The organism is Bradyrhizobium sp. AS23.2 (genome assembly GCF_001908185.1).
GTDB lineage: Bacteria > Pseudomonadota > Alphaproteobacteria > Rhizobiales > Xanthobacteraceae > Bradyrhizobium.
The window spans coordinates 83,572-97,562 of record NZ_LGHM01000147.1; the positions used below are offsets into that span (position 1 = coordinate 83,572).

The following is a 13,991-nucleotide window of genomic DNA, read 5'->3' on the forward strand; positions in this document are numbered from 1 at the left end:
GGGGCGAAAATCCAGCGAATGGGACCCAGACGGTCATTCCGGGGCGCTCGCAGCGCGAGCGAACCCGGAATCCAGAGGTTTTAGCGCGAGATTCTCAGGTGCGCGAGTGCGCACCATAGTTCGATGCTACTCATCGCCCCGAAATGACGGCAATGGCTAGCCCGCCAGGGCGTCCGCGCCGACCCGGCGGACCAGCTCCGGCAATTGATGCATGTCGGTAAAGGTCAGGTCGGCCCCGGCCTGGCGCAGGGTCTCGGCATGGCCATCCCCGCAATGGCTGCCCCCGTAAAAGCCGAACACGGTCATCCCGGCCGCCCGCGCGCCGGCGATGCCGGCGAGGCTGTCCTCGATCACGACGCAGCGTTCCGGCGGCACGTCCATTTCCTTGGCGGCGAACAGGAACAGGTCCGGCGCCGGCTTGCCGTGCTTCACCTGCGAGGCCGAGAAGATATTCGGCGCGAGGCGGTCATAAAGACCGGTGCTTCCGAGGCTCACGCGCATGCGCGGATGCGAACCGCTCGAGGCGACGCAGACCGCTTGCGTGACGGCATCAAGCACATCACGGATGCCGCGGATCGCTTCGAGGTCGGCTTCGAACGAGCGGAACAGCTCGTCCTGCAAATCGCCGTGATAGGCCTCGGGCAGCTTGCGGCCGAGCTCGGTCTCGATCTCCAAATTGGCCTGCCGCGTCGAGCGCCCGAGGAAGCGCTCGAACACCTGCTCCGAGGTGATCGGATAGCCGTGCCGCGTCAGCACTTCGGCATGCGCGCGACAGGAGATGACCTCGCTGTCAACGAGCACGCCGTCGCAATCGAAGATGATGAGATCGATGGGCACTAAGGCATGATCCGGACAAGTGTCGAGCGGTTTTCCCGCGCGACCAACGCGGAACGCGTTTGCGCGGAGATCATGCCCAATTAAGACGTCGGCTTGTCGTCGTCGAGCGGGACGCAATAGAGCTCGAGCCGATGGTCGACCAGCTTGTAGCCGAGCTTGCGGGCGATCTCCGCCTGGAGCTTCTCGATCTCCTCGGAGGTGAACTCGATCACCTTGCCGTCGCGCAGATTGATGAGGTGGTCGTGGTGGCTGTCGCGCATTTGCTCGTAGCGCGCGCGGCCCTCGCGGAAATCATGGCGCTCGATGATGCCGGCATCCTCGAACAGCTTGACGGTACGATACACGGTCGAGATCGAGATCTTGTCGTCGACGGCAACGCAGCGCCGGTACAGCTCCTCGACATCGGGATGATCGACCGCTTCCGCAAGCACGCGGGCGATGACGCGCCGCTGCTCGGTCATGCGCATGCCGGTTGCGGCACAGCGCGCCTCGATGCCGGACGCCTTGGATACAGAAGAAGGTTTCAGTGCGGTCATGGGTTGTCTGCCTGCGGGGCGCTTTCTGCCATCAATGTTACGACAAGTCACGTCGCATCAGAAGGGCGTTCAATTGTTCCCCGTTCGGCTGCTTATAGTAGCGTTCGCGGCGCCCGACCACCATGAATCCGCTCCGGTCGTAAAGCTGTCGCGCCGGCTGGTTATTTTCCTCGACTTCAAGAAATATTGTGCGGACGCCACGTCCTGCGAGGTGGCCGAGATGGGTCATCAGCAGCGTGCGGGAGAGGCCGCGGCCGCGATGGGCTCGGTCGACCGCGATCGAAAGGATTTCCGCTTCGTCAGCGCCGATCCGCGACACGGCGAAGCCGATCGTCCTGCGGCCGAGGCGCAGCCGATGCACGAGCGTATTGCGCTCGCCGATCATGCCCTCGAACTCGCCTTCACCCCAGCCGCGCGCGAAGGATTCGCCGTGAAGCTGCGCGAGCCGCGCGGCGTCGCGTGCGGAAGCGGGCTCGACGGCGGCCGTGCCGCCGCGCCACCATTCCGAAAACCATTTCATCATGAGGTTGCGGCTCGTGCTGCGAGCGGCGGCTGTGCGGCCGGCTTTGCATCGGGCGCGCGCAGATAGAACGGTCGCGCCGGCGTGGCGTCGGGATCGGCCGCAGCGCCAAGCCACGCGACCCAGCCGATGTCGGGCGCAGGTTGCGCGTCGACGGCGACTGGCTGTGGCGCGTCTTTCGGCCAGCGCTCGGCAAGGATATTCGCGGCATTGCCGACCAGATGCGGCGCTCCGAATTGCGAGGCCGCGATCGCCTCGTCGATGGGAGCGACCCTCGGCCGCACCAGTTCGCTGCCGTCACCCGCCACGATCTGGAAATAGACATGGTCATGCCGCGCATCGATCGCCGAGATCACCGGCGCCGTTCCGGTCCTGCCGACGATGCTGGCGGCATAGGCCGACAAGGTGGTCAGGCCGACAGCGGGCCGCTTCGCTGCGAGCGCAAGGCCGCGCGCCGCCGAGATGCCCACGCGCAGGCCAGTGAAACTTCCGGGGCCGACGGTGACCGCGATGCGGTCGAGCGAGGTGAAGGCGAGATCGGCCGACTGCATGACGCGAGCGATCATCGGCATCAGCGCCTCGGCATGGCCGCGCTTCATCAGCTGCGATTCCTGCGCAAGCAGCTCACCGGCGTCGGTGTCGAGAACGGCGGCCGCGCACGCCTCCAGCGCGGTATCAATGGCAAGGATCAGCATGGCGGCAATCTAGTCGGTTCCGGGCAGCCTGAACCAGAGCAAGTTCGCTCACTGCACAACTCGCGCGGAACGCGACAAATCGACCTTTCCCGTAGTTCTACGTGTTCGGGGAAAGCATGCAATTTGGGTTCCCTTGTCTCGGTGTGGACATGACAATTGCCGCCTCCCTGGAAGTCTAAGTTATTGAAATCATGTGTTGTTATTCGTTGACTGCAATCAAATGAGACCTTCCCGGCGCGGAAAGCCGAGTCAACGGTGACGCGGGCAATGCATTTTTGGCAGGTCTGGCCACGTGCATTCCGGGCCTTTGGGAAGGAATTCATTAATGTTTTTTTTCGACGAAGCGGATCTTCGGCACGCGAGGCCGTGGCCCAGCTCAACGCACTCTCGAAATCCCAGGCGGTCATCGAGAGCACGGTCACCAACGAGATGTCGGCGAGCATGCGCAAGGCTGCGGAAGAGGCCGCCAGCATCGGCCAGGCGGCGTGAGAGAAATGTCATTCCGGGGCGATGCGCAGCATCGAACTATGGTGCGCAATTGCGCACCTGAGAATCTCGAGATTCCGGGTTCGGTCCTGTCGGACCGACCCGGAATGACTATTTCATCGTTACATCGGCCGGACTTCGACCACATCGGGCACGAAGTGCCTGAGCAGGTTCTGGATGCCGTGCTGAAGCGTCGCGGTCGATGATGGGCAGCCGGAGCAGGCGCCCTTCATATTGAGATAGACGATGCCGTCCTTGAAGCCGCGGAAGGTGATGTCGCCACCGTCATTGGCGACTGCGGGCCGCACGCGCGTCTCGATCAGATCCTTGATCATGTCGACCGTCTCGGCATCCGCCTCGTCGAAGAACTCGTCTCCGTCGTCGAGATCGACGTCGTTTTGAGCCGCGCCGTCGGCGAGCAGCGGCGCGCCGGACATGTAGTGCTCCATGATAGCGCCGAGGATCGCGGGCTTGAGCTGCTGCCATTCACCGTTCGCCTTGGTCACGGTGATGAAATCCGATCCGTAGAACACGCCGGTGACGCCAGGCACGTCGAACAGCTTTTCGGCGAGCGGCGAGCGCGCCGCGGATTCGCGGCTCGAAAACTCCATCGGGCCGCCATCGATCACGACGCGGCCGGGAATGAACTTCAGCGTGGCAGGATTGGGGGTGGCTTCGGTTTGAATGAACATGGTTTTCTCCAGACGTCACCGGTTCAAGGCCGGCGCGTGAGCTATCCACTAGCAGATGGCGACGCGGAACGCACGGTCAAGGGGCGTAAGAGCCGTTCCGTTGTTATATCAGCGGGTTAGGGTGCCCAAAAGTTTCTCCGTCGTCATGGCCGGGCTTGTGCCCGGGACAAGCCCGGGCAAGACGAATATCTGGCTACTTCCAGACGAGGAGACTTACGACAACGAATCCACACTCTGGTCGCTCAGCGCGCCGGAAATGATCGTCACGGGAATCGGGAAGGTTCCGACCGCGTGCGCAAGCAGCGCGACCAATGGCCCCGGTCCTTCGCTGCCGGGGTTCGCGGCGAGCACCAGCATGCCGATATCAGGGTCTTCATCGATCACCGCGAGGAGCTGTTCCATCGCAGCGCCCTCTCGGATGACGCGCTCCGGCGTGATCGCGGCAATGCCGTTGGCGCGGCCGGCGGCGCGGTCGAGCGCGGCTTCCGCCGCCTCCTGCGCCTCGGCGCGCATGATGTCGGCGACACCAAGCCATTCCTGGTCCTGTCCGTCGGTCTCGATGATGCGCAGCATCACCACGCCGCCGCCGGCGCGGATCGCCCAGCGGCTCGCGTAATAGACCGCGCGATCCCATTCGGCGGTATCGTCGACGATGACGAGGCATTTGGGCTTGTGACCCGGCTCGAAGCAAAGTCGCTTGCTGGTCATGCATGTCCCGGCGTGTGCACGGTCGACATGCTGCCACACTCCCTCAGGCTTTGGGAGAGGTTTGGAGTGGGGAAGCGGCCGGCGCTGCCGCGTCGGCCGGATTTCGGAAATGCGGTCGTCAGCGCCGACGGATGAAACCGACGACGTCCTTCGACAGCTTCATGGTCTCGTCGGCGATCGCACGGGCCCGGTCGGAGCCATCGATCAGGATCGCATCGATATGGCCGGGATCGGCGACGAGGCGCTTCATCTCGCCGGCGATCGGCGAGAGCTTCGTGACACAGAGTTCCACGAGCGCGTTCTTGAAGCTGGAGAACTGGCCGCCGCCGAAATCGCGCAGCACGTCGGCCTTCGAGCGGCCGGAGAGCGCGGCGAAGATGCCGACGAGATTGTCGGCCTCGGGCCGCGGCTCCAGCCCCTTCTCCTCCGACGGCAACGGCTCCGGATCGGTCTTCGCCTTGCGGATCTTCTGCGCGATGGTGTCGGCGTCGTCGGTCAGGTTGATGCGCGAATAATCGGAGGCATCCGACTTCGACATCTTCTTGGTACCGTCGCGCAAGGACATTACGCGTGTCGCCGCTCCCATGATCAGCGGCTCCGGCAGCGGGAAGAGCATGCCATCATTGGCGCCATGACTACGGATGGAATCGCCGAAGTCGTTGTTGAACTTCTGCGCGATGTCGCGCGACAGCTCGAGATGCTGCTTCTGGTCCTCGCCGACCGGCACGTGCGTGGCGCGATAGAGCAGGATGTCGGCCGCCATCAGCACGGGATAGTCGTAGAGCCCAACGGAGGCGTTCTCGCGATCCTTGCCCGCCTTCTCCTTGAACTGCGTCATGCGGTTCAGCCAGCCCATGCGCGCGACGCAGTTGAAGATCCAGGCCAGCTCGGCGTGGCCGGAGACCTGGCTCTGATTGAAGACGATGTGCTTCTTCGGGTCGATGCCGCTCGCGATGAAGGCGGCGGTCACCTCGCGGGTGGTGCGCGCGAGCTCGGCCGGCCCGCCCCAGACATCCATCCCCATCGTGATCGCATGCATGTCGACCACGCAATAGATGCAGTTGTGGGTTTCCTGCATCTTCACGAAGTTGACGATCGCGCCGAGATAGTTGCCGAGGTGCAGATTGCCCGTCGGCTGTACGCCCGAAAAGACCCGTTCAACGAATGGCATGGTTAGTTTTCCTGGCAAGCCTTACCATAGGTAATCGGCCGTCGTTTCCAACAGCGGCGCTGCCCCGTCAAGGGTATTTCGAAGGCGTCAGGCGCGCTGATCCTGCGGGGCGGGCCGTTTCAGCGTGTTAACCGCCTCGCGCCAGGAGGCGGCGCCGAGGATTTGCAGGAGCAGGCCGTAGACAGCGATTCCGGCCCCGATCTGCAGGCCCAGCACGATGAAGCGGATGAGGCCATGCGCCCCGGCGGGTGAGAGACCCGTCGTCAGCCACAGAAGGGCGCCCATGGCGGCCGCGGCGAGCACGATCCGCGGCAGCCGCTTGCGGGCGGTGGCGTCGACCGAGAAGCCAAATTCGCTGGTGCCTTTGCGGAGCAGCGAGAGCGCGCTGCTCCAGGCGCCGGCCGCGATGCTCGCAGCGATCCCGCTCGCGCCGAAGAAGTGCCCGAGCAGAACCGCGAGCGCGACGGCGACCACGAAGCCTTTGGCCGTTGCCAGCAGCGGCGTCATGGTGTCGCTGCGGGCGTAGAAGGCGGGGGGACAGCGCCTTGATCAGCACGTGCGCCGGCAGGCCCAGCGCCAGCCACATCAGCGCGCGCGCAGTGGCGACGCTGTCCTCGGCGCCGAAGGCGCCGTGCTCGAACAGCAGCCGCACGATCGGCTCGGCCAGCACGACCAGGCCGAGCGTGGCCGGCAGCGCAAGGCCGGCCGCGAGCTCGAGCGCACGCGATTCCGCATGCGCCACCGCATCGCGGTCGCCGCTGCCGACGGCGCGCGTCAGCTCCGGTACCAGCACCGTGCCCATTGCAACGCCGACGATGCCGAGTGGCAGCTCGATCAGGCGGTTGGCGAAATAGAGCCAGGAGACGGCGGAGGGCGTCGCGGAGGCGATGATCGCGCCGGCCACTATCAGCCATTGCGGCCCCGAGCTTGCGATCATGCCGGGGACAGCCTTGGCGAAGAAGCCTCGCATTTCCTTGTCGAAGCTCACGCGCAGCGGCGTCGCCAGACGCGCGCTTCGCTGCGACAGCAGCATCAAGAGCTGCAGCAGCCCGGCGATGCCGACGGTAGCCGCCAGCATCCACGCGGCGAAGGTCGCATCGGCATGCCAGACGAGCAGCGTTGCGATGGCAGCGATCAAGGCGATGTTGAACAGCAGCGGCGAGAACGCGGTGAGCGCAAAGCGCCCCTGCGCGTTGAGCAATCCCATCAGCACCGTGACCGGACCGGCAAAGGCGAGATAAGGCAGCATCAGCCGCGCGTTCTGGACGGCGAGATCGCGCGTGCCGCTGCCGAGGAATCCCGGCGCGATCACCGTGATGATCAGCGGCATCAACAGTGCAATCACGATCGAGATCACGATCAGGGCCGCGCTGACTGTGCCGAGCACGCGCCCGGCAAATGCTGCCGCGGCGTCCTCGCCGTCGCGTTGGCTGACGCGCAGCCAGGCCGGGATCAGCGCCGCATTCAGCGCCCCCTCGCTGAGCAATCGCCGCACCACGTTGACGAGCTGGAATGCGGCCAGAAACGCATCCGCCACGGCCCCGGTGCCGAGCAACGCCGCGATCAGGGAGTCGCGGGCAAAGCCCAGCAGCCGTGAAGCCAATGTTCCCGTCGAGACGGTCAGGAAGGAGCGGATCATCGGGCTGTCATACCATAGCGTTTTCGAGCGAAGTGGTCCCGGTTCGCGTGAAGAAAACGCGTCCAAAGACAACTCTCGTTGCTTGCTCGTGCAGGCCCGGTCGTGATAGGCCGCGAGCCAGATTTCAGGCCGACAGGAAGCGGATTTCCCCGGTAATCGCAATCCGGCAACAGGATCAAGGTGAATGGCTGACGTGAAATATGACGTTCTCGGGATTGGTAACGCGCTGTTCGACGTGCTGGTCAGGACCGATGAAGCTTTTTTGGCCAGGCACGGCATGACCAAGGGCGGCATGTCCCTGATCGACGAGGCGCGGGCGGCCGCCATTTACAAGGACATGGGCCCGGCGACGGAGGTCTCGGGCGGCTCGGCCGCCAACACCATTGTCGGCATCGGCAGCCTGGGCGCGCACGCCGCCTATGTCGGGAAGGTCAAGGATGACCAGATCGGCAAGCTCTACGTCCACGACATCCGCGCCGCCGGCGTCGCCTTCAACACGCCCGCGGCCAAGCACGGCCCCGCCACCGGCTGCTCCTACATCCTGGTGACGGGCGACGGCGAGCGCACCATGAACACCTATCTCGGCGCAGCGCAGGACCTGTCGCCGGCCGACATCGACCCGGCCGAGATCGCTTCTGCCGGCATCGTCTACCTCGAGGGTTATCTCTGGGATCCGAAGAATGCCAAGGACGCCTTCGTCAAGGCCGCCAAGATCGCCCATGATGCCAAGCGGAAGGTGGCGCTGACGCTGTCGGATTCCTTCTGCGTCGATCGCTACCGCGACGAGTTTCTCTCGCTGATGCGCGACGGCACCGTCGACATCGTGTTCGCCAACGAATCCGAGCTGCACTCGCTCTACATGACGTCGGACTTCGATACCGCGCTGAAGCAGCTGCGCAACGACGTCAATCTCGGCGTCGTCACCCGCAGCGAGAAGGGCTGCGTGGTGGTCTCGCCGGGAGACGCCGTCGCCGCGCCCGCGTTCCCTGTCAGGCAGGTGGTCGACACCACCGGCGCCGGCGACCTCTTCGCCGCCGGCTTCCTGTTCGGCCTGGCGCGCAACCTGGCGTACAAGCAGTGCGGTGAGCTCGGTGCGCTTGCCGCTGCCGAAGTGATCCAGCACATCGGCGCGCGTCCGCAGGTGTCGCTGAAGGAACTTGCCCAGCAGCGCGGGCTGACGGTTTAGGGAAGTCGCGCCTCAATCTCCGCTGTCGTCGCCCGGCTTGACCGGGCGACCCAGTATTCCAGAGGCGTTAGTGGGATACGGAGAAGCCGCTGCGTACTGGATTCCCCGCTTTCGCGGGGAATGACAGTGTTGGTGTGGCGAGATCACTCAGCCACTCACGCGGTCTTCGCGGCCTTCAATCCCAGCTTCTCCTCCACCGCCTCGCGCATCACGAATTTCTGGATCTTTCCGGTTACGGTCATCGGAAATTCGTCGACGAACTCCACATAGCGCGGGATCTTGTTGTGGGCGATCTGGCCCTCGCAGAAGGCCCGCACCTCCTCGGCGGTCAGCTTCTCGCCCGGCCTGACGCGGATCCAGGCGCAGAGCTCTTCGCCATAGCGGGTGTCCGCAACGCCGAAGATCTGGACGTCCTGGATCTTGGGGTGACGGTACAGGAACTCCTCGATCTCGCGCGGATAGAGATTCTCGCCGCCGCGGATCACCAGGTCCTTGATGCGGCCGACGATGTTGCAATAGCCCTCGTCGTCAATGGTGGCGAGATCGCCGGTGTGCATCCAGCCGTTGGCATCGAGCACGTCCGCCGTCTTTTCCTTCTCCTCCCAATAGCCCAGCATGACGCTGTAGCCGCGGGTGCAGAGCTCGCCGCGTTCGCCGCGCGCGACGATCTTGCCCTCGAGATCGACCACCTTGACCTCGACATGCGGATGAATTCGTCCGACGGTGGAGACACGCCGCTCGAGCGGGTCGTCGACCGCGCTCTGGAAACTGACCGGACTGGTCTCGGTCATGCCGTAGGCGATGGTGACCTCGCGCATGTTCATCTCGGTGTTGACGCGCTTCATCACCTCGATCGGGCAGGGCGCTCCCGCCATGATGCCGGTGCGCAGCGAGGTCAGGTCGAATTTTTGGAATTCGGGGTGGTCGAGCTCCGCGATGAACATGGTCGGCACGCCGTAGAGCGCAGTGCATTTTTCCTGCTCGACCGCCCGCAGCGTCGCGAGCGGGTCAAATCCCTCGCCGGGATAAACCATGGTCGCGCCGAGCGTGACGGAGGCGAGATTGCCCATCACCATGCCGAAGCAGTGATAGAGTGGCACCGGGATGCAGATGCGGTCCGCTTCGGTCAGTTGCATGGCGCGGCCGACGAAATAGCCGTTGTTGAGGATGTTGTGGTGGGTCAGCGTAACGCCTTTGGGCGATCCGGTGGTGCCGCTGGTGAACTGGATGTTGACGGGATCGTCGAACTGCAAGGCGATACCAAGCGCGGCGAGTTGCTCGCGATGCTGGGCTCCGCCCAAGCGCGCGACCTCCGCGAAGGGAATCGCGCCCGGAGCCGCGGGGCCGCCGATCTGGATCACCATCCGCAAGTCCGGCAACCGCGCCGCCTGCAATTGTCCGGGCGTGGCGCTTGCCAGTTCGGGCAGCAGCGTGTTGAGCATCTCGATGTAGTTGCTGGTCTTGAACGCCGTCGCGGTGACGATTGCCGCACAGCCGACCTTGCGCAACGCGAACTCCAGCTCGCTGAGACGATAGGCGGGATTGATCGTCACCAGGATCAGGCCGGCCTTGGCGGCGGCGAACTGGGTCAACGTCCATTCCGGCCGGTTCAGCGACCAGATGCCGATCCGCGCTCCACGCGCGAGGCCCAGCGCGAGAAAGCCGGTGGCGAGCGCGTCGACCTGTTCGGCGAATTCCTTCCAGGTCCATCTCACGCTGTGGCTGGGCGAGACCAGCGCCTCGCGCTTGCCCCAGCGCCGCACGGCGTGGTCGAGGCTGCGACCGACGGTGTCGCCGAGCAGCGGCGTGTCGGAGATGCCGCAAACGTAGCTATTGGCCTTGCCTGCCAGATCGTCCGCCAAGTTCGTCTCCTTCAAGTTCGTCTCCTTGAAGCCGTTGCCTCGTGCCTGAAGCCGGTGGCTTTCGGGCACGAGGATATCCGTTGCATTGAAAGCGCGCGATGAGGTGCGCCTCATACTAAGTGGTTAGGCCGCCTTCTTCCCGCTCCCCGCGGCGTCGAGCCCGGCATACACTCCGCGCTCGAATCCCGCGAACGCCTCCAGGCATTTCGCGTCGGCGAATGGCAACACCTGCATCAGGATCACCCCGGTGACGTCGCGTGACGGGTCGATCCAGTAATAGGTGTTGGCGAGCCCCGCCCAGAACAGGCTGCCGGGGCTGCGGCCTTCCGCGGTCTTCGCGGTGTTGATCATGAAGCTGAGGCCCCACTTCTTCACTTGATCGGGGAGCACATCGACGTCGTTGGTGTACATCGGCGCCGCCGTCGTCATCTTGCCCATGCTGAGATCGCCGATGTGGTTCTGCCCCATCGTCGCGATCGTCTCTGCTTTCAGCACCTGGTTGCCGTTGCCGCGGCCCTTGTTCAGGATCATCTGGGTGAACTTGATGTAGTCGCCCGCGGTCGAATAGAGGCCGCCGCCACCCATATGGAACTCCGGCTCCTGCTCGAGCTCGAACGGGATCGAGGCGAGCTGGCCGTCCTCGCCGCGCGCATGCATGCCGACCAGCCGCTTGCGCATATGATCGGTGATCTTGAAGCCGGTGTCGCTCATGCCGAGCGGCGCGAACAGATTGTCGCGCAGGTAAGCATCCAGCCGCTTGCCGCTGACCGCCTCCACGGCCTTGCCGACGAAATCGATGTTGATGCCGTACTCCCAGCGCGTGCCGGGATCGGTCATGATCGGCGTCTTCAGCGCCGCGTTCTGGCAGGTGGTGATCGCGGGGATTCCTGTCTTCTCCGCATAGACCGCGAAATCGCCATTCCACATGTTGTAGCAGAAGCCGGCGGTGTGGGTCATGAGCTGGCGCAGCGTGATCGGCGCCTTCGCCGGCCGCAGCTTCGGCTCGCCCTTGGCGTCAAAGCCTTCGAGCACCTGCGGCTTGGCGAGGTCGGGCAGCACCGAACCGATCGGCGTATCCAGCGAGAGCTTGCCCTGCTCGACGAGCTGCATTGCGCCGGCGGCGGTCACCGCCTTCGTCATCGAAGCGATCCAGAACACGCTGTCGGCTGTCATCGCATCGGGCTTGGACAGGTCGCGCTTGCCGAACGCGCCCTGATAGAGCACGTCGCTACCGTTGGCGGCGATGGCGACGACGCCGGGAATCTCCTTGGCGTCGCTCTTCTGGCGCAGAATCTCGTCGATCTGGGCTTTGCTTTGCATACGCGTTTCCTCCGGTTTGATTATTGTTGGAAGCACTCGATTGTCCTCCCGCAGGTCGTGTGCGGCAAGCGCCTCAGCCTCCACTGAGGTCGCGATGTCGTGACTTGACGGCCCGCGCCACACGCAGGACGACAAGAACACCGAACTGCAACACTCCATCACAAACTGGATGGATGGCCGCACGTCGCCGTGGGCGGGGCGGGACGATATGTTTGAGCGTTTGAAACACTTGAAACATTTTGTGCGTTGCGGCGTTTGGCTCATGGCCCAATCGGCCGCCGACGTTAGAAGTTGATACAAATTTTGTGGCCGGCACCGGCCGCGAGGGGGCCTCAGATGATTTCGACCTGGAACGAATGGAAGCGCTATCCCCGTCCCGGACGGGGCGACAATCTCGAGGCGCCGATTTCGCCCGGCATTTACGAGGTTCGCATCGCCGGCACCGGCGCGCTCTATTCCTTCGGCGCGGTCGACAATCTGGCGCAGGCACTGGCGCTGCTGCCGGTCGGCTCGAAGTCCTGGTTCGGCCGTCGCGACACATCCGACGTTCCCGATCTCGAATACCGCACCTGCGCAACGTCCTCGAAGGCCGACGCCAAGGCCGCGGCCGAGCGCATGATCGGCCGGCGCGAGACCTATATGAGCGGCGCGGCGTAGTCACCGACAGCATCAACTTCACCTGCCTCCGCGTTCACGGTGCCCCATCTCTCCCCGCTGGGGAGAGGTGGGGGACCCGCGGCCCTCAGCTTAACTCCCAGCAGATTTGCGTTGCTGGACGATGCATTGCGCGCCGTCTGTCCCTATATTCTGGGCCGATCCGATTGCCCCAGGAGCAACGCCATGACCTCGACCGCCGCCCGCGCCCCGCAAGCCACCGCCACCCTGCGCGACCGGTTGAAGGACCCCTCGCTGCTGAAGGAGGCCTGCTATATCGACGGCGCCTGGGTCGGCTCGCCGGTATTCGCGGTGAACAACCCCGCCACCGGCATCGAGCTTGCGAAAGTCCCGCAGCTATCGGCGGATGATGCGACCAAGGCGGTCGAGGCCGCCGAACGTGCGTTTCCGGCCTGGGCCAAGCACACCGCCAAGCAGCGCTCCAACATCCTGCGCAAATGGTTCGAGCTGATCGTCGCCAACCGCGAGGACCTGGCGTTGATCCTCACCTCCGAGCAGGGCAAGCCGCTCTCCGAGGCGCTCGGCGAGGTCGACATCGGCGGCGCCTATGTCGAGTTCTTCGCGGAGGAAGCGAGGCGCGTCTATGGCGAGACCATCCCGACGCAGCGTCCCGATGCACGGCTGCTCGCGATCAAGCAGCCGATCGGCGTCTGCGGCGCAATCACGCCGTGGAATTTCCCGAACTCGATGATCACCCGCAAGGTTTCGCCGGCGCTGGCGGCTGGCTGCACCGTGGTGCTCAAGCCCGCCAACGAAACCCCGCTCTCGGCCCTGGCGCTCGCCGCGCTCGCCGAAAAGGCCGGCGTCCCCAAGGGTGTCTTCAACATCATCACCGGTGATGCGTCGCCGATCGGCAAGGTGCTGTGCGAGCATCCGGCCGTGCGCTTCGTCGGCTTCACCGGCTCGACCGCGGTCGGCAAGATTCTCTACCAGCAGGCCTCCGTCGGTGTGAAGCGGCTCGGCCTCGAGCTCGGCGGCAATGCGCCGTTCGTGGTGTTCGACGACGCCGACATCGACGCCGCGGTCGAAGGCGCGATCGTCTCTAAATACCGCAACATGGGCCAGACCTGTGTCTGCGCCAACCGCCTCTACGCCCAGGACAAGATCTACGACGAGTTCGTGCAGAAGCTGTCGAAGAAGGTCGCGGCGATGAAGATCGGCGACGGCACCGAGAGCGGCGTTACGCAGGGCCCGCTGATCAACATGAAGGCAGTCGACAAGGTCGAGCGCCACATCGCGGATGCCGTCAAGCGCGGCGCCAAAATCGTCACCGGCGGCAAGCGCAGCGAGCTCGGTCGCTCCTTCTTCGAGCCGACCGTGCTGTCCGACGTCAAGCCAGACTCGCTGGTGGCCCAGGAGGAGACCTTCGGGCCGCTCGCGCCGGTGATCCGCTTCAAGGACGAAGCCGACGTGATTGCGATGTGCAACGCCTCGCCGTTCGGCCTGGCGTCGTACTTCTACTCCCGCGATCTCGGCCGTGTCTGGCGCGTCGCCGAGGCGCTGGAATCCGGCATGGTCGGCGTCAACACAGGCCTGATCACGACGGAAGTCGCGCCCTTCGGCGGCGTCAAGGAAAGCGGCCTTGGCCGCGAAGGCTCCCATCACGGCATGGAAGAATATGTCGAGATCAAATACGTGATGATGGCGGGGGTGTAGGGCACACC

General features: G+C 64.6%; 13 protein-coding genes and 1 pseudogene. 4 read left to right on the plus strand and 10 right to left on the minus strand.

Annotation, left to right across the window (positions count from 1 at the left end; all coding sequences use genetic code 11):
• Nucleotides 1-156: 156 nt before the first annotated feature.
• The 4 genes from AC630_RS29275 to tsaB all read right to left on the minus strand — a co-directional run bounded on the left by AC630_RS29275 (nt 157) and on the right by tsaB (nt 2,588).
• Nucleotides 157-837 carry an HAD family hydrolase gene (locus tag AC630_RS29275; RefSeq protein ID WP_074121916.1) on the minus strand — a complete coding sequence of 227 codons (681 nt, stop codon included), beginning with the start codon at nt 835-837 and terminating at the stop codon, nt 157-159.
• Between the two features lie 80 nt (nt 838-917).
• Entirely contained in the window at nt 918-1,373 is a 456-nt protein-coding gene (locus AC630_RS29280) for a Fur family transcriptional regulator (RefSeq protein ID WP_074121917.1), read from the minus strand.
• A gap of 37 nt (nt 1,374-1,410) precedes the next feature.
• Nucleotides 1,411-1,896, minus strand: coding sequence for a ribosomal protein S18-alanine N-acetyltransferase (gene rimI / locus AC630_RS29285; protein ID WP_074121918.1), 486 nt, complete (start codon nt 1,894-1,896; stop codon nt 1,411-1,413).
• Entirely contained in the window at nt 1,893-2,588 is a 696-nt protein-coding gene (gene tsaB / locus AC630_RS29290) for a tRNA (adenosine(37)-N6)-threonylcarbamoyltransferase complex dimerization subunit type 1 TsaB (RefSeq protein WP_074121919.1), read from the minus strand. The genes rimI and tsaB overlap by 4 nt, the downstream gene beginning before the upstream one ends.
• 366 nt (nt 2,589-2,954) lie before the next feature.
• Between tsaB and AC630_RS47885 the strand changes: the two genes are divergently transcribed.
• A complete protein-coding gene (locus AC630_RS47885) occupies nt 2,955-3,077 on the plus strand; it encodes a hypothetical protein (RefSeq protein ID WP_283808460.1) in 123 nt (40 codons plus the stop codon).
• 119 nt (nt 3,078-3,196) lie between these two features.
• Here AC630_RS47885 and AC630_RS29295 read toward each other — a convergent pair whose 3' ends face one another.
• From AC630_RS29295 to murJ, 4 genes and pseudogenes are all read right to left on the minus strand, one after another.
• Nucleotides 3,197-3,766 (minus strand): NifU family protein, encoded by a 570-nt coding sequence (locus AC630_RS29295; RefSeq protein ID WP_074121920.1) that lies wholly within the window; start codon nt 3,764-3,766, stop codon nt 3,197-3,199.
• Between the two features lie 213 nt (nt 3,767-3,979).
• Nucleotides 3,980-4,474: a universal stress protein UspA gene (locus AC630_RS29300; RefSeq protein ID WP_074121921.1), complete on the minus strand. Its 495-nt coding sequence runs from the start codon at nt 4,472-4,474 to the stop codon at nt 3,980-3,982.
• 118 nt (nt 4,475-4,592) lie between these two features.
• A complete protein-coding gene (trpS, locus tag AC630_RS29305) occupies nt 4,593-5,645 on the minus strand; it encodes a tryptophan--tRNA ligase (protein ID WP_074121922.1) in 1,053 nt (350 codons plus the stop codon).
• Between the two features lie 87 nt (nt 5,646-5,732).
• Nucleotides 5,733-7,284, minus strand: a pseudogene (gene murJ / locus AC630_RS29310) (murein biosynthesis integral membrane protein MurJ).
• A gap of 184 nt (nt 7,285-7,468) precedes the next feature.
• On the opposite strand from murJ, the gene AC630_RS29315 reads away from it, so the two are divergent.
• Nucleotides 7,469-8,470, plus strand: coding sequence for an adenosine kinase (locus AC630_RS29315; protein WP_074121923.1), 1,002 nt, complete (start codon nt 7,469-7,471; stop codon nt 8,468-8,470).
• Nucleotides 8,471-8,625: 155 nt separating this feature from the next.
• On the opposite strand, the gene AC630_RS29320 is transcribed toward AC630_RS29315, so the two are convergent.
• Together AC630_RS29320 and AC630_RS29325 are read right to left on the minus strand one after the other, a co-directional pair.
• Entirely contained in the window at nt 8,626-10,320 is a 1,695-nt protein-coding gene (locus tag AC630_RS29320) for an AMP-binding protein (protein WP_074121950.1), read from the minus strand.
• A 135-nt stretch (nt 10,321-10,455) separates the two neighbouring features.
• Entirely contained in the window at nt 10,456-11,652 is a 1,197-nt protein-coding gene (locus AC630_RS29325) for a serine hydrolase domain-containing protein (RefSeq protein WP_074121924.1), read from the minus strand.
• 336 nt (nt 11,653-11,988) lie between these two features.
• Here AC630_RS29325 and AC630_RS29330 point away from each other — a divergent pair, with 336 nt between their 5' ends.
• Together AC630_RS29330 and AC630_RS29335 are read left to right on the plus strand one after the other, a co-directional pair.
• Nucleotides 11,989-12,309, plus strand: a complete 321-nt coding sequence (locus AC630_RS29330) for a hypothetical protein (protein ID WP_074121925.1) — start codon at nt 11,989-11,991, stop codon at nt 12,307-12,309.
• Nucleotides 12,310-12,492: 183 nt separating this feature from the next.
• On the plus strand, nt 12,493-13,983 hold the full coding sequence (locus AC630_RS29335; protein ID WP_074121926.1) for an NAD-dependent succinate-semialdehyde dehydrogenase: 1,491 nt from the start codon (nt 12,493-12,495) through the stop codon (nt 13,981-13,983).
• Nucleotides 13,984-13,991: the final 8 nt, after the last annotated feature.